Source organism: Vibrio sp. 1180_3 (assembly GCF_029478545.1).
Taxonomy (GTDB): Bacteria; Pseudomonadota; Gammaproteobacteria; order Enterobacterales; family Vibrionaceae; genus Vibrio; species Vibrio aestuarianus.
This window is the reverse complement of the sequence record NZ_SJFM01000004.1, coordinates 39,722-58,849: the sequence shown is the minus strand read 5'-3', so window position 1 is coordinate 58,849 and position 19,128 is coordinate 39,722. Positions and strand designations below refer to the sequence as shown.

The 19,128-nt window shown below is 40.3% G+C and carries 20 protein-coding genes; 14 read left to right on the top strand and 6 right to left on the bottom strand.

Features of this window, described 5'->3' with window-relative positions; translation table 11 throughout:
- The first annotated feature begins 162 nt into the window (after positions 1-162).
- Positions 163-1,899: a SulP family inorganic anion transporter gene (locus tag EYW48_RS04055; RefSeq protein WP_274672398.1), complete on the top strand. Its 1,737-nt coding sequence runs from the start codon at positions 163-165 to the stop codon at positions 1,897-1,899.
- 370 nt (positions 1,900-2,269) lie between these two features.
- On the opposite strand, the gene EYW48_RS04050 is transcribed toward EYW48_RS04055, so the two are convergent.
- The 6 genes from EYW48_RS04050 to EYW48_RS04025 all read right to left on the bottom strand — a co-directional run bounded on the left by EYW48_RS04050 (position 2,270) and on the right by EYW48_RS04025 (position 9,044).
- Positions 2,270-3,169 carry a YjjW family glycine radical enzyme activase gene (locus tag EYW48_RS04050; protein ID WP_277431896.1) on the bottom strand — a complete coding sequence of 300 codons (900 nt, stop codon included), beginning with the start codon at positions 3,167-3,169 and terminating at the stop codon, positions 2,270-2,272.
- The gene (locus tag EYW48_RS04045; RefSeq protein ID WP_176313701.1) at positions 3,166-4,716 is read right to left on the bottom strand and encodes a YjjI family glycine radical enzyme; all 1,551 of its coding nucleotides are present in this window, start codon (positions 4,714-4,716) and stop codon (positions 3,166-3,168) included. The genes EYW48_RS04050 and EYW48_RS04045 overlap by 4 nt, the downstream gene beginning before the upstream one ends.
- Positions 4,717-4,874: 158 nt before the next feature.
- Positions 4,875-5,489: a glutathione S-transferase gene (locus EYW48_RS04040; RefSeq protein WP_053309002.1), complete on the bottom strand. Its 615-nt coding sequence runs from the start codon at positions 5,487-5,489 to the stop codon at positions 4,875-4,877.
- Positions 5,490-5,502: 13 nt separating this feature from the next.
- Positions 5,503-6,534: an NADP-dependent oxidoreductase gene (locus tag EYW48_RS04035; protein ID WP_277431895.1), complete on the bottom strand. Its 1,032-nt coding sequence runs from the start codon at positions 6,532-6,534 to the stop codon at positions 5,503-5,505.
- A 97-nt stretch (positions 6,535-6,631) separates the two neighbouring features.
- Positions 6,632-7,219, bottom strand: coding sequence for a TetR/AcrR family transcriptional regulator (locus EYW48_RS04030; protein ID WP_168524293.1), 588 nt, complete (start codon positions 7,217-7,219; stop codon positions 6,632-6,634).
- A 127-nt stretch (positions 7,220-7,346) separates the two neighbouring features.
- Positions 7,347-9,044, bottom strand: a complete 1,698-nt coding sequence (locus tag EYW48_RS04025; protein WP_277431928.1) for an RluA family pseudouridine synthase — start codon at positions 9,042-9,044, stop codon at positions 7,347-7,349.
- Positions 9,045-9,576: 532 nt separating this feature from the next.
- Between EYW48_RS04025 and EYW48_RS04020 the strand changes: the two genes are divergently transcribed.
- The 13 genes from EYW48_RS04020 to EYW48_RS03960 all read left to right on the top strand — a co-directional run bounded on the left by EYW48_RS04020 (position 9,577) and on the right by EYW48_RS03960 (position 19,093).
- Complete coding sequence (locus EYW48_RS04020; protein ID WP_253910204.1) at positions 9,577-10,017, top strand: winged helix-turn-helix domain-containing protein; 441 nt, start codon at positions 9,577-9,579, stop codon at positions 10,015-10,017.
- A gap of 320 nt (positions 10,018-10,337) precedes the next feature.
- Positions 10,338-10,595 carry an EscI/YscI/HrpB family type III secretion system inner rod protein gene (locus tag EYW48_RS04015; RefSeq protein ID WP_171981624.1) on the top strand — a complete coding sequence of 86 codons (258 nt, stop codon included), beginning with the start codon at positions 10,338-10,340 and terminating at the stop codon, positions 10,593-10,595.
- The gene (locus EYW48_RS04010) at positions 10,595-11,140 is read left to right on the top strand and encodes a type III secretion protein (RefSeq protein WP_176313699.1); all 546 of its coding nucleotides are present in this window, start codon (positions 10,595-10,597) and stop codon (positions 11,138-11,140) included. The genes EYW48_RS04015 and EYW48_RS04010 overlap by 1 nt, the downstream gene beginning before the upstream one ends.
- Positions 11,127-11,591, top strand: a complete 465-nt coding sequence (locus EYW48_RS04005; protein ID WP_277431894.1) for a hypothetical protein — start codon at positions 11,127-11,129, stop codon at positions 11,589-11,591. Before EYW48_RS04010 ends, EYW48_RS04005 begins: the two co-directional genes overlap by 14 nt.
- A 23-nt stretch (positions 11,592-11,614) precedes the next feature.
- The gene (locus tag EYW48_RS04000; RefSeq protein WP_176313697.1) at positions 11,615-12,103 is read left to right on the top strand and encodes a regulator; all 489 of its coding nucleotides are present in this window, start codon (positions 11,615-11,617) and stop codon (positions 12,101-12,103) included.
- 23 nt (positions 12,104-12,126) lie between these two features.
- Positions 12,127-13,341, top strand: a complete 1,215-nt coding sequence (locus EYW48_RS03995; protein WP_277431893.1) for a hypothetical protein — start codon at positions 12,127-12,129, stop codon at positions 13,339-13,341.
- A gap of 107 nt (positions 13,342-13,448) precedes the next feature.
- Positions 13,449-14,486: a type III secretion system translocon subunit SctE gene (locus EYW48_RS03990; protein WP_176313695.1), complete on the top strand. Its 1,038-nt coding sequence runs from the start codon at positions 13,449-13,451 to the stop codon at positions 14,484-14,486.
- Between the two features lie 17 nt (positions 14,487-14,503).
- Positions 14,504-15,214: a hypothetical protein gene (locus EYW48_RS03985; protein ID WP_277431892.1), complete on the top strand. Its 711-nt coding sequence runs from the start codon at positions 14,504-14,506 to the stop codon at positions 15,212-15,214.
- 42 nt (positions 15,215-15,256) lie between these two features.
- On the top strand, positions 15,257-15,778 hold the full coding sequence (locus tag EYW48_RS03980) for a hypothetical protein (protein ID WP_277431927.1): 522 nt from the start codon (positions 15,257-15,259) through the stop codon (positions 15,776-15,778).
- On the top strand, positions 15,775-16,188 hold the full coding sequence (locus EYW48_RS03975; protein ID WP_176313692.1) for a hypothetical protein: 414 nt from the start codon (positions 15,775-15,777) through the stop codon (positions 16,186-16,188). Before EYW48_RS03980 ends, EYW48_RS03975 begins: the two co-directional genes overlap by 4 nt.
- Positions 16,189-16,207: 19 nt before the next feature.
- Complete coding sequence (locus tag EYW48_RS03970) at positions 16,208-16,768, top strand: hypothetical protein (protein ID WP_277431891.1); 561 nt, start codon at positions 16,208-16,210, stop codon at positions 16,766-16,768.
- Positions 16,769-16,854: 86 nt separating this feature from the next.
- Positions 16,855-17,151, top strand: coding sequence for a hypothetical protein (locus EYW48_RS03965; RefSeq protein ID WP_176313690.1), 297 nt, complete (start codon positions 16,855-16,857; stop codon positions 17,149-17,151).
- 1 nt (position 17,152) lies between these two features.
- Positions 17,153-19,093: a hypothetical protein gene (locus EYW48_RS03960; RefSeq protein ID WP_277431890.1), complete on the top strand. Its 1,941-nt coding sequence runs from the start codon at positions 17,153-17,155 to the stop codon at positions 19,091-19,093.
- Positions 19,094-19,128 lie beyond the last annotated feature (35 nt).

Sequence of the window (19,128 nt, the reverse complement as noted above, 5' to 3'; positions counted from 1 at the left end):
GAATGTAAGGGGCACATTCAATTAATTTTCAATTTTTTAATTCTTCATTATCAATAAAATCAGATGATTATGTGAGTAAAATTGTCAATTCTGAGTTATGCTTTAAGTGATTTCAGTCGATAAGGGGTTCTCGTTTTGAGCAATGGATTTGTACAACGTTGGATGCCGGGCTTGCATCAGCTGAAAGGTTATGAAAGCGTTTGGCTAGTTGATGATTTTCGTGCGGCATTTTCTGTTGTCGCTGTCGCACTTCCAGTCGCGATTGCTTATGCCCAATTGACGGGCGTAAGCGCCATCGTTGGGTTGTATTCGTGTGTGTTACCTATGTTGGTGTATGCCTTATTTGGTACATCACGCCAGCTCATTGTTGGGCCTGATGCAGCAACTTGTGCCGTGATTGCTGCGGTGGTGACGCCGCTAGCTGCTGGTGACCCACTAAAGCATTGGCAATTAGTGATGACTATGACCGCCATGACTGGCGCATGGTGTTTGATCGCTAGCCGATTTAAATTGGGTATTTTAGCTGATTTTCTCTCTCGCCCTATTTTATTAGGGTTATTAAACGGTGTGGCGCTGACCATTATTGTTGGTCAACTGGCGAAAGTATCTGGCTTGAAATATGAACAAAGTTATTTGATTGAACGTATTTTAGAGGCGCCATCTTTATTGATCGATCTTCATTGGCAGACTCTCACATTAAGTATTGTCACTACGGTAACCTATTTTCTATGCAAGCATTTTAGGCCAACTTGGCCAGCGGCCATGCTCGCTATTGCCGTCTCTGGCTTAATGGTGTGGTTTTTCCACTTTGATACGATGGGCGTAAAAGTGGTTGGGGTGATCCAAGGTGGCTTGCCCGCTTTTCAAGCTCCAGAATTTAACTTGGGTGAAAGCCGCGAATTGGTTATGCCTGCTCTTAACCTAGCGATGGTGAGCTTTGTGAGCATGATGCTTACTGCGCGTAGCTTTGCGGCTAAAAACGGTTATGACATTGATGCTGATAAGGAATTTCGCGCTTTAGGGCTAGCGAATATGGCCTCTGCTTTTTCGCAAGGTTTTGCAATCAGTGGCGCGGATTCTCGTACTGCGGTCAACGATGCCAATGGTGGAAAATCGCAATTAGTGTCAATTATTGCCGCGATTGTGATTGGATTTGTCGCTATTGTTGCGTATGGGCCGTTACAGTACATTCCGATTGCTGCATTAGGTGTGGTGTTGATCATTGCTTCTATTTCGTTGCTTGACTTAAAAGGGATTTGGAATTTACGCCAGCGCGATAAAGATGCCTTTTATTTGGCTGCCATTACTTTTATTGCGGTGTTAGTGATTGGTGTTATTCCAGGTATTACGCTGGCGGTATTGCTTGGGTTATTTCAATTTTTGCGTACCGTGATGCGCCCCAGTGATCAGGTGTTAGGGCTTGATGATAAAGGGATCATCCGTAGTATCGAAGCTTCTGGAAAAGCGTCAGCCATTCCCGGTATTGTAATTTATCGCTTCAACTCGCCTTTAACTTATTTTAATGCGCCTTACTTTAAACGTCGGATTTTACAACACACAGAAAGTGCAGGAACCAGTGTTGGTTGTGTGATTATTGATGCGGTGGCGAGTTTTACTCATTTAGATTTAAGCGTAATGGCCATGCTTGCCGATGTGCAAACAATTTTGAAGAAGCGTGGTATTCGTTTAGTGTTGGCTGGGCGTAAACGCAGTTTGCGAAAATGGTGTGATGTGGCTGGTATTCCAACCGGGGATGGTGGCATTGTGGTTCGTGCTGATATGTATTTAGCCATCAAACTCAGTGGTTGTTACCAACATGCGGTGGAAGAAGGGCAGGTGCCACCGGTACAAAAAGAGCCGAATAACATCATTGAGAGTGAAATTGCGGCTACAGTTTGAAGTCGGTGTTTTTATCTGTCAGGTTTAGTAAAAAATAAACAGCTCTTGTGTATTGAAGAGCTGTAAAAAGTCAAATTCAATCATGATACGTATCCTTATATCGATGTTAAATGTTGAGAACAGAAGAGACACAATATGCGCCTCTTTTCATTGTAGACTACTTATACGAAATGCAATCTCTGATGAATCGTTAGCCAATGCTGATATGGTTGATGCTAAGAAAACAATAGTTCTACTCACACCGTGTTTGTTAAACCTAATCTGAGGGTATCAGCGAGCCGAGTCGACTTGTGACAGAATAAAGAAAATAAGGAATGTAAGTAAAAGCACTTAATCTTATTTATTAAATAGCTATTTAATAGCTATTTAATTATGTTTGCTCCGTAGTAGAGCAGTAAACACTAGGTAACAAAATAGGTCGTTGTACTAATGCAAAGAGTTCATCGTGAAATGAGCGTATTGCTTGTTCATCACAGCTTTGCCATGTGAGAGCTTCGCCAACCACACCGTGATGTTGGAATGCATTGATCCGAATTTGAACTTGAGATGGCAATGAGCGCAGATAGTCAGCAAGCGCATCGATTTCACTATCTAGATCACTTTTGTTTGGGATAAACAGCAAGCGCACTTCATATAACTTGCCGACTTGTGAGAGATAGCTGATGGATTGCATGACGCGATGATTGTCTCTTCCGACAAGCCACTGGTGGGTTTCGTTTTGCCATGCTTTTAAGTCGATCATCACCCCATCTAAATAAGGTGTTACTTTTTCCCAACCTTGGCGCGAAAGTGAGCCATTACTATCAATAAAGCAGCTAAGGTGACAAAGTTCTTTATCTTGTTTTATCGCTTTAAATAGCGCGGTAATAATGGGCAATTGTAATGTTGCCTCACCACCTGAGACGGTTATCCCACTTAAAAAGAAGCGATATTTTCGCACCAAATCTAATAATTGCGCCACACGGTAGTGGTGAATTTTAGGGTTTGATTGATGGGAACAGATCTCAATACAGCGATCACAATGAATGCATTGCTGTTCTTGCCATTCTACTTGCTGGTGGGAGTTGATGGTTAACGCGCCACTTGGACACACCGATACACAATTACCGCAATGATTACAGTGGTTGATGGTGTGTGGGTTATGGCAAGAAAGGCAGCTAAAATTACAGCCTTGTAAAAAAATCACCAGCCTATTTCCCGGTCCGTCAACGCAAGAAAAAGTCAGCACACGGCTGACTTTAGCCGTTAGCTTTTGCAACTTTTTCATCATTGTACTGATGGAGAGTATGGTGTGGTTTCTAAGCTAATGACTCGTGCTCTTCGGTTGAGAATGTTGGTGTTTTTCGCCGCTTCAGCCCCAAGAAAAGTGGTATTGGTTCGCGAACCATGTTGTTCAAACTGTGCGATTTCCGACAACTTAACCATATAACCCGTTACCCGAATGAGATCATTAGAAGCCACGTTGGCGGTAAATTCACGATAGCCAGTATGTAAGGCTCCTTTGCATAAGTTAAACATTGCTTCAGGGTTCGATTTTACCGTTTCATCCAAAGTTAAAATATCACTGACGCCGGATGCATAATGGGTGTGATGCCTTGCGGTTGCTTGCACGTAACTGATCGGATCTGGTTCTGATCCATAGGGGATACGAACCCCTGGTGTTACGTCTAAATCAAGGCTAATACCTCCTTGTGCATGCAATAACGCACGACCATTAAGGCCATATTTGACAGGAAAGTTCTGTACGATCTCCGCTAATTTTTCAGAAATTCTATATCCTAATTGGTTTGCGGTTTCGTCCTGACCATAGCGGCCTTCACGCTGTTCCTGATCTTGTAACAGATTAACGGCTTCTGCCATGCCATAGATCCCAAACATGGGGGCGAAGCGAGATTCTTCAATTAAGCCTTCATGGGTTAAGAAGCCGTTAAAGAAGTTAGAGTGTTGGTGCAAAAACGTGCTACGAGCATCAATTAATTCAATCATCAGCTGGCTGTAGTGTGGTAGAACGCGATGTAAGAAATCATCGCTGTTACTAGCTTCCTGCGCTGCTTGTTTCAGGTTCATCCGCACGAGCGTATTAGAACCGCCACCTAAAGGCAGTGAGTTATAACAACTGACGATCCCAAAGCGATTTCCACCGTAGGTTTTGGCATGCATGGGGTAGTTGGCAATATGGGGTTTACCACATTGACAAATATTGGCGGTGGCTTGCCGTAAAAGATCATCAGGTGTCACGCTTGGGTCATACATCAATGTTAGATTCGGCGCGATCTGTTTCAGTTCGCCATCAATACGTAAAATAAGGCGGCAAATAATATTATCACTCGGACCGATATTGGCGTGCATAAAGGCATCAGGCAGAGTGCGATCAAGCATGATCCAGAACAGTTTTAGTTTGTTGTAGATCGCCTCTTCACTTAACTCACCGACATAAGGAAGCAGTACGTCATCTAATTGGCCGAGATAAACCGGTATTGAAGTTACCGACGGCACGTGATGATACAAAATCGTCAGCATGTTGATGGCTTCATCAAAATTTCGTGCTGGCGTAAGCTCTAAGTGCTTTGACCCTTGTTGAAGAAATTTAGCGTAATCAGGCAGTACATAACGGGGTTTAAAAGGAGCATGGCCTTCAAACATGTCACACAAAATACCTTGATCCATTGCCTGTGTCACCGCCGGTGATACCGTTATATAAGGTAAATTTGCCTCAGCTTCGAGAGCTAGAAAGTGCGATTTTTGCTTCGCAGAAAGAGTCGCATCGGTAACGATATCGTAGCAACGTTGTTGGTGTTGGTCTAACGGTTGGCTCATGAATTAAACCCTCATAAAAAGAGGGTTTAATGTTAATGCGGGTCGATACTTTTCACTATTGAAAATTGATAAACAAGTTATTTCCTAAATGGAAAATAAAAACGCCTCTCAGATAACTTGAAATGGCGCTTTTATAGTGCTCTTACTTGTGCTGAGTGCTATGCGTATTGTGCTTCAATCTGTTCAGATTTTTGGTACGCAGGGTGCGTGGCTAGTTGCTTTAGGTAAGCGGCAATATTTGGGTAGAGTTCAATACTACCGCTGTTTGCTAGAATTTCAGCAATGAAAGACATCATAAAATCTGCGCCAGTCAGTTGATCGGCAACTAAGTAACGTTTACCAACCAAACATTGGTCAAAGTAACTCATGACTTTGGCGGTTTCATTATCCGCGTAGCCACCAAGGAAGTTGGTTTGACAGCCATCTTTAGCGACAAACATCTTTAGCAGTAGCGGTAATATGGCTGAACTCTCTGCGAAATGGAGCCATTGTTGATATTGAACGTATTCAACACTGCCGCGTTTAGGTGCAAACTGCTGACCATATTTCTCTATTAAGTAATCCGTGATGGCGCCAGATTCAGTAACCACTAAGCCACTGTCTTCAATCACGGGTGATTTGCCTAGTGGGTGGACGCTTTTTAGCTCCGGTGGTGCCAGAAAAGTCACGCTATCGCGTTGATACGGAACTACTTGATACTCAACCCCCAGCTCTTCGAGTAACCAGATAATACGCTTAGAGCGAGATTTATTAAGGTGGTGAAGTTTGATCATCATACTGTCCTTATTAAAGTGGTTGGTTTACTTGGATAACCAGTTTGCCGAAGTTTTTTCCTTCCAATAGGCCAATAAAGGCTTGTGGTGCGTTTTCTAAACCGTCGACCAGTTGCTCGCGGTATTTTACTTTTCCTTCGCTTAACCATTGAGTCATGTCGGCTGCAAATTCGTTGTAGCGATGGCCGTAGTCATCAAAAATAATGAAGCCTTGCATACGGATTCGTTTGGTAAGCAATGTGCCCATTAACATCGATAGACGATCAGGCCCTTCAGGTAGCGAGGTGGCATTATATTGTGAAATTAAGCCACAAAGCGGCACGCGAGCTGCGGTGTTGAGTAGCGGTAAAACTGCATCAAAAACTTTGCCGCCCACATTTTCGTAGTAAACGTCAATCCCTTGGTTACAAGCTTTAGCCAGTTGCGCTGCAAAATCGTCAGCTTTGTGATCGATACAGTGATCAAAGCACAGTACCTCCTTAGCGTAGCGACATTTTTCTTCGCCGCCAGCAATACCCACCACATGACAACCTTTGATTTTTGCAATTTGACCAACCGTAGCGCCCACAGGTCCCGTTGCTGCCGCAACGACTACCGTTTCACCGGCTTTGGGCTGACCAATGTCTAACAAACCCATATAGGCGGTAAAACCGGGCATACCCATAATGCCTAATGCATAAGAAGGTTGTGTTGGATTTTTGCCTAATTTAAGCAATCCTTGACCATCGGATAACGCGTAATCTTGCCAACCAGTGTATGCCAGTACCCACTCACCTTGTTCAAATTGTGGGTGGTTTGATACTTCAACTTGACACACCGTACCACCGACCATTACATCATCGATCGCGACTGGATCAGCGTATGACTTTGCTGCACTCATGCGACCGCGCATGTATGGGTCAAGTGACAGATAAATGCTACGCAGTAAGACTTCCCCCTCTGCTGGGGTTGGTTTTACAACGTTTTCTAAGCGAAAATCAGCTGCTGTTGGCGCGCCGACAGGGCGAGAGGCAAGTACAATACGGCGGTTGGTTTGTGCTGTCATTGGAGTGTCCTTATTTTATAGGATTAGACCAGTCGTCTAGTGTTTGTTTCAAAAAATCCCGCCTGTTTATCGGCGGGTTAATGTAGCTATAGCGACGCTATTGAGCCGTTAATATCTGTTTGGTGGTAGTCAGTGTTTGCTGTAACCCAGTTTGGTTTTGACTGAGTTTGCTCATTAACCCCGCCCCCAACCACAAATGGTAGAGCATGTGTGCGGTGTTAGTGCTGTCTTGTTTGGCAATCGAACCATCTTCTATACCTTGAGCAATACAACAAGCAAGAGTAGATATAATTGTATTGGCCCCTGCCAGCAGTGCTTCACGCATGGGGTCTGATAAGTCAGACACCTCCGCGCCAAGTTTCACCACTAAGCATTTATGAGCATTACACGTTTCATTTTCCACTTCTAGCCAACGCTGAAAATAGCGCATCGCACGCTCAAAGCCAGTCCCATCACTTTGCAATAGTAACGCTTCAATACGAGATAAGTAGTGTTGAAAATACTCTTGGATTAACGCCTCACCAAATTGTTCTTTAGATTTAAAATAATGATAAAAAGAGCCTTTTGGCACATCAGCGGTTTTGAGTAGTTCAGACAAGCCAACAGCAGTAAAGCCTTTCGATACCACTAACTGGTATCCGACTTGTAGAATGTGTTGGCGAGTATCATTGGTTTTCGTTTTCATGCTGTGCACTATAAATAAAAATAGACCAGTCGTCTATGGTTTTATTCCGTTGCTACACCACAGTTAGATCGAGATGGATATATCTACCGAATAGATTTTATGCTTAGTGAGATGATTTTAGATTGATTTAGAAATCAGCGCTAACCGTAAATATCATACGTTGCTTGGTATAAGGGTGGTCGAAACTGAGCCGTTCTGCATGGAGGTGCAATCGCTCGGCTTTTGTTCCATACAGATCATCGCCAACAATTGGCATATCAAGCCCTAGTGTGTGTGCGCAATGCACTCGCAATTGGTGGGTTCGCCCTGTTTTAGGGTAAAGATAGACTTTACTGCGTCCCTCTTTTTGTTCGATGAGTTGCCAATGAGTATCGGCAGCTTTACCATGTTCAAAACAGACTAATTGGCGTGGTCTATCATCAAGATCACCACGTAATGGTAATTGAATATCACCTTCAGAATGAGAAAGCTCTCCTTCTAAAAGAGCAACGTAACGTTTTTCAACACTGCGAGTAATAAACTGCTTTTGAAGATTCTTATTCGCTCGTCGAGTGAGCGCAAAAACTAAAAGACCAGAAGTTGACATATCTAAACGGTGAATAACAAATGGACCTTCAGTATCGGTAAATTGTTGCTGTAAACGGTAATACATGGAGTCTTGGATATTAACACCAGGTACGGATAAAAATTCTGCCGGCTTATTAACCACAACAATGGCTTCATCTTGGTAGACGATCTCAATCTCTTTACCTTCTGCAGGGTTGGCGAGTAAAGGATTATCATCTAACTGTATACCTTCAAGCATATGCGCCAGAATAGGTTGGCACTTACTTTGACACGCAGGGTAGAATTTTTTGTGCTGGCGGATTTCGGACTTAGGTGACGCTCCCCACCAAAACTCGGCCATCGCAATTGGGGTCAATCCATTTTTAAATGCATAATGCAGTAGTTTTGGGGCTGCGCACTCACCAGCCCCTGCTGGTGGCGTCGGGTTTGCTGTCGCATGGAAAATCTCATCAAGTGACTTTTCCTCCCCTTTTATATTAAGGAATTTGTATTGAGCAAACAGCTTTTGCTGCAAAGTATTTGAAAGTTGCTTACGCTGCTCTTTTAATGTCTCAATGATTTTCCTATATTCTGTGAGTTGCTTACTGATAGTGGTGATACGCGTATCCCACTCTTCCTTTAACCTCTTAAAGTGGTTTTTCTCGGCAATACTCTGCTTGGCAAGAAAATCCAACATTTCATTTTTTGTGGTTGCGCTTGATATTTGCTCGATAGCTAGGCGTTGTGACTTGCGACTTTTACGTCCTTCAATCATCAACTGGCGATATGCTTCTATTTCTTTATCTGCCTGTAGTTGAGTTTGTCTCAATTGTTGCTGCAACTTGCAGTATTGCTCATCGCTTTCCAACTGATCTATTTGCTGATTGATTTGGTTAATAGGTGCAGTGCCTGCGAGGAAGAAACCATCATTTGTCAACATATCAAAAACGGGTGGAACAAAGTGTGGTAATACATTTTTGTCGGCCAGTTTACCTGAAAATGCAGATAGAAACCCAAGCTCTCCGATTGTGTTTTGAACCACAAGTACGCCAAACATTTTTCCCCCCACACTTAAGTCGTTTGTCTGAACACTTGCTTTTTTTGAACTAAAGTCATGCTGCCAATACGCTTGAGTCAATAAATGCTCTTGTAGTTGCTGTGCAGCCAACTGACACAAAGGGTCTGGTTCATAACATAAAGGAAAAGTAAAGCGTTCTGGCAGAGAATATCCCTCAATAGGGGTATTGAAGCTCGTGAAGTGGGGAGGTGTTGTTGGCATCATCTCTGGCTCAGGCATGTAAAAACAAAGGAAACGAAGGATTGTACCTTTTTAACGAAGGAATACTAGCTAGGAGTTTATTTAGCAAATGGAGTGCTGTTAATAATGTTTTCCTTATTGTGATACAAGGTTTTCAGGCTTAAAGCTCACTCTTATAACTGTTGGGTTGCAGAGAATAGTAGGTATTAAATGACAACATTGTCTGTAAGAATATTCTCATCATCGCTCAAGTGAATAGCAAGCTTAGGGGGTAGGTTGTATCCTAGGTTCAAGATAAAAAATGAAAAACAGAGAGTTAAGCATAAAAAATGATGTGAGATATGTTGGGAGGATTGTTAGTTAATGGAATTGTAATTATTTATAAATCAGTTAAAAAAAAGTGCTCGATTGCCTTAAAAAAAATGGGAAAAAACCCATATTAATATAAAAAATGGTAATTGAAGTAGGCGATATTATTTTATTTGTAGATGCTGTGTAGTATTATTTGGCTAGTGATCATTACATTGCAGTTTACTTATTTTATGGCGCGTGAATGAGCATGATGAGAAATATATTAATTGGGGAAGACGTTTATTTTGATACACTGAAGAGAGAAATAGTAACAGCCAAAGAGCGTGTTATTCTGGGAGGAAGAGAAGCCGCTATACTGCATATGTTGTGTCTTTCCCCTAACCAGGTCGTCGAAAAAGAAGAAATAAATAATACCGTATGGAAAGGTATTATTGTTGGTGAGACATCTCTAACAAAAGCTATCTCAAATTTGAGAAAGTCGTTAAAATCAGCCCCTGGCATTAAATGTGAGATACAAACAGTCCCAAAAACTGGCTATATGCTTATTGTTGATGATGTTGATAAATTCAATAGCTCACCAATGGCTTTGCCTGAAGCTAGTGCTAGCTTAACTTCATCACCAGAAAGAAAAAATACCGAAATTAAGAAGAAGAGGTTTTATGAAAAACTTTTCTCAAGGTAGTATTTTGTTTGTTTTTTCGCTAGTGATTACATTAATCCAGATAAGCTACTTTCTGTATGTTAATATTTAGATAATATACAAAACAGTAATGATTTTTCAAAAAAAATCTGATGAAAAACTACCACTAACTTATTAGAGTTTAGTTAGCTATCAATACATAGTGTAAGTTAATATTTTTGTTACCTGTCGGGGTTGAGCTTTTTTAGGCTTCCATTGTATAGCGAGTAATAAACTACAAGCGTATACCTATTCAAAAGAGTCATGAATTCATGGCTCTTTTGGGTTTTAATTGTCATTGAATTGATATGGTGTTTAAGATAATGGATTTATTTGCTATTCAAGGTGTTCAGGCTGTAAGGCCATCAGTTTTAGAAGATACATTTAACAATATTGGTGAAGGTTTCCAAGAAATTCTAGAAACCATTAATCATATTAATACTAGCGGGCAGGCAATGAGGGTCCAAGATACTCTAGCTTTACAGCAAGCTGTTTTTCACTACAGTTTATACCAAGAAACTGTGACTAAAATAGCATCAAAATCTGCTAATGCAATCAACGAAGTTATGAAGGCTCAGTAATGAAAAAAGTAATGTTAATTATTATATTACTTTTGTCTGGGTGTGATAGCGAGAATGATAAAATAATTGCAGATTTTGATTCTGCTGATATCGCTAATAAGGTCGTCGTTTTATTAGCTAAGTATGGTGTTCAATCAAAGTTAAATAGCCAAAAGGAGCAGTTTTTCATTTCAGTTGACCAAGATAATGAATTACAAGCACGAGAGTTACTTATAGGCTTTAATTTCTATTTCCAAACACAGGATCTTAATGATTTACTTGAATCAAAATTTGCCAGTTTAAGTAAATTGGAGACGGTGAAAAGTAATTTACTTGAAAGTCGAGAGATTTATAACAAGATTAGTATTATCCCAAATGTACTCAGGGCTAATGTTATTGTTACAGGTGAAAAAAATAAGCGAGTATCGGTGTTGATTATTAGTCTTTTAAATATAGAGGAAGAAAATAAAAACAACATTGAGAAATTTCTAAGAGGGGTTGTGAATGAAAATGACACATTAACGATTAGTTACTTCGTTCAAAGTGATTTATATGAAAAGGTATAAATATTATCATCAAAAATTTTTGCACTATGGTTTGACGAAATTTGATATAAACCAAGAACAATTTCAAGTACTTACTTCTATTGAAGGTGAAGATCTAGAGCATTGCTTATCTTTAAATAGAAGTAAGTTACGTACAATGATCCACATGATGGGAACTATTGTAAAATATCAAGAAAGTAAAAAAAATATTACTAATCCATCTTGGTTAATATATCGTGATGTATTGACGCAAGAACTATCTCTTCTATCGGATGTTTTTGGTCTTTATGATATTCCATTGAATGCTGAAATTGATGAACTTGGGTTGAGTTTACTGTCGGTAGTTAATCGTCGTCAAGCTGTACTGTGTTCCCTACGCTTAAAGAAAAGCATGCCAGATATAGAGCTGAAGGTTAAAAGTCCTGAAAGGTTACGGTTTTTTATTGAGCATATAATTTCAAAAAAATTGTAGTACAACGTAGAGGTTGATTTAGTATGAAAAGTCCCAATGTTGAATCCAGTTTAGAAAACGATAATTTTTTTGATCTACTTAATATCAATTCTGTTGAAAAAGAAATATCACGCATTAAGAGTTCTGAAAATATAACAATTAATCAATTAAAATCCATGTTTAATACGGGTGTTGAATTATATAATAAATTTCAATTCAAAGAAGCTGAATTGATATTTTCATCATATAGCGTATTAAATCCATATGACCATCGAGGTCCTGGTTGTTTAGCGGCAATTTTTTTAGAGCAGGGAAAGTTTAGCCGCGCTTTAGAATATCTGAATATCGTTAAGACTTATCCAAGTAACGATTTCGATGAGACGGCTGTTAACATTTCTCTTTGCCACTACAAATTGAAAGAGTACATACAAGCTAGTGCGATACTACTTGTTGTAAAAAAGGATGTATTAAATGAATTTTATAAAAATCGCTATGAGTATTTGCAACAACAACTCAAGCCATATTTATCTTGAATGTTGATGTTTGAGGACAAAAAATGGCCACTGCTCTATATTCTATAGTTAATCGTACCGCCTTATTTAAGAATGAGGAAAGTAACTTAACAAGCGACTCAGAGCTTGATAAGCGTGCCTTATTTAAGAATGAGGAAAGTAACTTAACAAGCGACTCAGAGCTTGATAAGCGTGCCTTATTTGAACAATTAGATCGTGATATCAATATCGCAGATGACGAGCTGAATTTTATGCAACCGAATAATATTCAGACATTAGCTGGGGTAACTTTGCACCAAAAAGAGATTGCCTTAAAGATGGCGGCTAATGTCGGCTCAGAAGCTCTTGTTGCATATATGCTAGCAGAGAGTATGGAAGCTTACTCGAAACAGTTACTTGCTATAAGCGAAAGCACAGCAGGGGGACTTGCTGGATTTACAGATGCAATGAAAAAGATGTTTGAAAGCATCTTCGGTGACGGTTCCGTCGATGGGACAGAACTTGAAGATGCATTCCAACTTGCTCTAATGGATGTGATTATGCATCCTGAGGATTACAATCTAACGCCTCAGCAAATAAAAGATATTCAACATTTTCTAGAAGCGACAGGCTCTGGTTCCCACGGTGTTCATGAAGGGTATGACGGAAACCGGTTTGCCGCTTTGGTATCAAATCTTTTCAATACCATCCAAAATCAAGCACCAGAAGGGAGCTTAGCGAAGCAGATCCTTGATGAGCTCAGTCAACAATACAATTGTCCTCAAGCGCTGCATGATCAGTTTGCAAATAATTGGGGCACGATTAATGATTGGCAAAATGGTTGGCAAACAGGACAGGATTTATCACCACTAATGAGAATGGTTATTTTATCTAGCTTACTCAGTGGGGATGAATTATCTACAGAAGAATATCAGTTGATAATTTCTGGTAATCTTCAAGATATTAATGAATTAATTAATCGGTTACATCCGTCAATCAATAATATTGTTGATTATATAAATCAGGAGGTTGATGGCTGGAACATACATATTGGTAATGACCCAAATCAAGGTTTTGGTATGGATTATCATTCATATGAGGGAGTGACAAACGATTATTTCAACACATTATCGGAAAATCTTCCTTCTCGACCTCTTACTGAAGAAGAAGTAAAAGAGATCAACCGCATTAGTGACCAAGTAAAAATGATCCAACAAACATTAAAGTATTGGTTACAAGTTGTACGTGATGAGCAGTTATCGGTGGCCAGAAATATTTAGTTCAAGGGTACGATATAACCAAGAACGTACCGCTCGTATCTACGAGATACAGGTGTGCTTACTCAGCATATTTATTCTTGGCAAATAATAAAAAGTAAGGGGAAAACATGAACCCATTCATGATTAATATCTCTGCCGCCACCTACAATAATGAGGTGGAAGAAGAGAACAGAAATGCTCAACAAATCGAAGCAGCACGTTCACAAAGGGAAGTTCCGAATCAACCATTACCAAGCAGCTCTATATCGCTGAGCATGTTGTGGCGAATGGTGCAAGAGGAAATGAAAAAAGTGGCAAATGCCGTTTCGGGAACAGGGGTAGAAAACTCTGACACTAAAAAGTCGTTGATCGAGCTACAAAAGCAATCACAAGTCAACATGCTTAATGACCGATTAGAACAGTTGGAAAAGCAACAGAAAGCGCAAAAAAAGAAAAGTATCTGGGGAAAAATTGGCATGGCATTGGGGTTTGTTGCCGCTATTGTAATGGCTCCATTTAACCCTGTTATGGCTGGAATCATGATAGGCGTTATGATTGCCAGCATTGTTGTGCCGAAAATAGCCGATAAAATCATGATAGCTGCCGGTGTCCCTGAAGATACTCGTATGTGGGTAAATATGGGGCTAGAGCTAGCGATTGGTTTGATTGGTATGGTGTTAAGTTTTAACCCAGGTAACTTTGCTGCGGCAGTAGGCAAGACTGCGGCGAGCGCTGCAGCAAAAGCAGCGCAATTAGCGGATAAAGCGGCAGATATGGTCAATTCGATTAAATCATTGGTGAGCATCTCGACCAAAGTTCAAAGTGTTGTCCATAAAATGATGAAAATGATTCAGCCGCTACTCGATAAAATTCAAGAGTTCGCTAAAGGTGGGCAGTTAGTTGCAGCTCGAATTGGTCAAGCAAGCTCAGTTTCTTCAGAGCTCACTTCTATTGTTACTACTGGCTATTCGCTTAAATCAGCGGCTATTACAAGAGACTTGGAAATAGCGGAAGCGAATCAAGAAGAACTCGAAACACGAATCGAACAAATTCTACTTATGTTAGATCAAGCGCTACGCGCTATGAATCACGCTTTTGAGTCGCTCGCAAAAGTTAACAATGATCAGCGAGACTTTAATCGCGACATTATGTCCATTCATATGTAATTAATAAAGGTGACACAATGGATATAACAAATTCTCTATCACACACATCTGCATCAATTGCTATTGAGTCAGAACAATCGGCACAAGACAATATTAATCTTAAGTCGTTAGAAAAAGCTGATAAACAGTTAACAAAAGCACAAAAAGATGGCATTTCAATGAACGATTTGCTGAAGTTAATAGCCGAAATTTTTCAGGCGTCTAATGCTCTCCACGCTGAATTAGCTCAATCACGAATTCAAGCTGCGAAGGTAACAACAGATATTGCGCGAATTCTTGCCGCAGATAAATGCCATGACTCGCAAGTTAAATTCGCTATTCAGGTTGTGTCAGGGGCTTTCAATATAGCTATTAACACATTTTCTGCGGCTAAAACTGCTTCAGGAAAACCTCTGAGAGATGATCACCTTGCTAAAGGTGGCAAAGTAGACAAGCTTACTTCGGAGCAAATTGACCGACACACTGCTAGTCTTCTGCAGATGCGTAATGGTAAATATACAGCGGTATCACAAGCGGCTAATACGGCTAATAGCGTGTCGCGAGATGGGATGGAAGTATATCATGCCAACGAGGTTCAGACTCAGGAGGAAGGTCAAGCAACAATCAAGCATAAAGAAAAGTTAGATGCACTAAAGGATCAGGTTTTTCAACATTTTGCTACAGTGCTTGCCAAGTTGAATGAGCTTCTAAATGATCTAGAAAAAGCAAGTTTAGCAACTAACCGCTGATTATTAAGGAGAAGAGCGGTATTGACCGCTCTATTTAATCTTATGCGTTCAGTTTCCTTTTCAACGCCATTGCGAACCGAGCGAGTCTCTGATTTAACCGCGACGAAAAATGTACGAGAGGAAAACCAGCCAAAACGAGTTCGGGATGTAAAGCAAAGTGAAAAACGTTCTAAAAAACATCCGAGGTTGTTTAGAATCAGGCAAAAGCCAATGACTTTTCAGCAACAAAAACAGTTTGTTAAGCAGTTGAACAGCTATCAACTTAAAGCAATGCGCGATTGGTTTGGTTTTGCGGATAAGTTGGATATTAATTCACTGAATGATGCACAATTGTGGATTTTACAAGCCGCAAATAACTGTCAGCACCTTTATCCTGCTTTTCTAAGGCGGAAAATAAAGGGTTACTTATCGTTGTTAGATGATTTGGATGCCCCCATGGAAGATGCCAATAGCCAGATTGTGCAGCAGCTAGTGGCTTATGAGCACTACCTAGAGGGACTGTTATCAATATTGGTTTTGTGTCGCCGTTATGACGGTTTAAGCCGGAAGGAAAGTCGTAAATGAAACGAAACTCTTCTCTTATTACTCATTGCCATTTGCAAGGAAAAGAATTTGACCCTTATCAAATGTTCAAAAGTAAATGTCAGCGTTTAAGCTGGAGTTCGGTGGCTGAAAGTGAAGTGTTTATTGATAAGCAAGCGGTGATTGAATGGTTTGCAACATGGAGTAATTACTCTGACCAAACTCTGAAATCAGTATTGGTAGACGGTATTTTAGACAACCAATTTAATAATATTACATTCATCCTAACCCTGATTCAGGAAGGGGATTTTGCCACTATGACATCAAAACAAGCCTACCAAATACTGTATGAATTTGTCATTAATACTCCCAAAGGCATACAGGAATGGATTGACGAAATAGATTTCAAAATGAGCTGTGATGTTTTGGCGTTGTTATCTAAAAATCGATAAATAAGTGATGGAATAACTGATGATTTCCTTTTTACCACGTAACTATATTTCTATTGATGATTTTAACATATTGAATTCTTTGGCAGGCTATCACTTTGATAATGATAATCTTCAAATTGATTTTAGACAATTATTTAACTCATCAGAATATAAAGAAGATCTTGTTTTTCTCAAACTCGACCATATAGGTATTGAGGCTTATTTTTATGTCTCAGAGACCGAGATTCGACGTTTTCTAGGTGTGGATATAAAATACCTTGATGCTGACTATGTAGCTCATATAGTCACTCGGAATTGCGCTAATTATGGCGTGCATTATATTCATTCTATCCCTTGGGAACTAAGTCGAAAACTACCTATGTTAGTCTCTGCTTATTTAAGTTTAGGAGAATGGAAAGTGAAGGTATTGGTTGAGGTTAATAGTTTAGAATTAGATCAAAACTATCTCTTTTCTGAGAAAAATAGACTATCTAAGGATCTTAAGTTAGTCACGGTTCATTCTCCATTTGAAACTTATTTATATAGTCATGAATTATCGACACTTTGCGAAGATGATGTGGTTTTGGTCTATCAAAAATGATTGGTGTTTTTAAATCTAATGATAAAAATTATATATTTAAGAAAAGTTGTTTTTAACGAAAGTGTAATAAAGACCATTAAGCTACTATGTCGCACAAAATAGATGAAGTAGAACAGTTCTTATTGAATCTTGAACATAATGAAAAACGAATTTTGTCATTATGTCCAGATCACCTGCTTTTACCGACTTTACCTTTTTTTCAATTGGTGCATGTTATTAATATTGAAGAGGTGATTAAACAACTTGCAACAATAGAAATTATTACTGGTGGTCAATTTATTCGTGTGGATGGGTACCTAACTTTGGCGATTGAGGAGCAACTTTATCAGTCAGAGGAATTGCGTTATTTGACACTCCAGTTATTTGAAATAATGAGGTTCTAAGATGACAGTACAACCGGTAGTTTCTTCTTCTAGTACTACGCAACCAAGTAGTGATGAACCAGCTTTACAAGCACGTGACTCTATACTTGCTCCAACGCCCCCGAAAATGCCTCTAGGTTCTGTATCAGGACTACCAGATAGCACTTCTCCTGGTGAGAGTTTATTGGGAAGTGACAGCAGCGACAGCCAAGTAAGGAAGAAGGACGTTCATAGTGCTGAAGAAAAACTAAATAGAACTAGCAAAACCCAGAGAATGTCAAATGAAGTCTCCAATGAAACTAAAGCAAATATTCAACTTGCAACGGCCATTGGTGTGACAACATTAGGGGCTTTTTTGGCTCTATTTACTGGTGGTTTAAGCCTATTACCAACTATGCTTGTTGTATTGTTTGGTAATGCGTCTGCGTTGGCTACTTATGGAGGTTCAGAATTTTTTATTGGAACTACTGACCCGAATAAAGAAGATAAGGAAAACAAAGATAAATCCGAACAGCCTGCAGCTCAACCCGAACCATCGCCATCGCCTTCGAGTTCTTATATTCCGCCCTCAACCGCAGAGGGGGAGCCGGATAATAATGATCACAGCGATCCTATCCGAGATCGCAGTGTTCCCGGTCACCCGGAACCAGTTTGTATTTTTATTGATAATTCCAGGATAATTACTAACAACGGATCTTCATCCGCAGCCAGTAAAGCAACTGGAGAAGGAGTCGGAATATCGGTAAATACTCAAACCTCTGATGAATTCTTTTCAAAATTAAGCCAAGTCGGCGTTGAAGTAACAACACAACCGATGACTGCAGATCAACTCAGAGCGTTTATAACGTCATCGACTAATAAATCAGAGATTGTGGATAGACTGCTTGATAATCATGCAGTGAACGGAGATAAGGTTATTATTGCTCAGGTGAGAGATCCTAACATTGGTATCTTGCGTGCGGTGGTTACTGTTCCCAATGAACTTCTGCCTCACGATGCTCCTAGTGCTGAATCTCAAACGCTAATCCCTCAAGCAGCTCAGCTTGATGCTTCTGGAGGTTGGATTCGAGATGAAAATGGCTGGAGAGAACTGAAAGAAACTCCCCCAGTTTTCACAACTCAAGGTTCCACAAGCGCTCGTGATGCAATGTGGCGTCGTTCATCAGTGGAAGATAGTAAGTCATCGACGGGAGCCTCTCGTTTGAGTCCACAAAACTCAGTGAGTGCAGCAGGTATATCTAAGCCAGTAACCTCGTTTACAAATTCACTTTTGAGTAATCAAAGTGCCCAATCTCAAGTAGCACAGCCTGGTGCCTCTGGAGGTTGGATTCGAGATAAAAATGGCTGGATAGAACGGAATGAAACTCCCCGAGTTTTCGCAACTCAAGGTTCCGCAAGCGCTCGTGATGCAATGTGGCGTAATCATAGCGCCCCTGTTGCTGCGGGATCGCAAAATACTTTGCCTGGCAGTTTGTTGAAGTCTGGTGTAGATACTCCTATCGTTACAACTCAAGACGCTACAAGCTCTCGTAACACCAGTAACACAATATCTCGTCGTTCAGTGAATGATAGTAAGTTATCGACGGGAGCCTCTCGTTTGAGTCCACAAAACTCAGTGAGTGCAGCAGGCATACCTCAGCCAGTAACTTCGCTTACCAATACTCCTTCGAGTAATAATGCTCAACTTGAGCAAAGCGTAGAGAAACATTATGAGGTGCATATCCCGGCTCCGATATTAACCACAGAGGGTACTATCAGCGGGAGGAGTCTTAACTACTCACGAGGTCTTTTCAATAACGTAAAGGATATCGAAGAAATAAGGAAGCAGATTCGTCACCAATTATATCTAGAAGACTATCGCACACTAGCAGCGTTGACTCCTATTGCTGGTGGTGGCAATCGCAATAACCTTGTTGCAGCTCCAGTCAACAAGCAAAATTTAGTAATGGAAAGCTCGGTTTAGAAATATTGAATAAAGACTAAATCATAATTATTCGG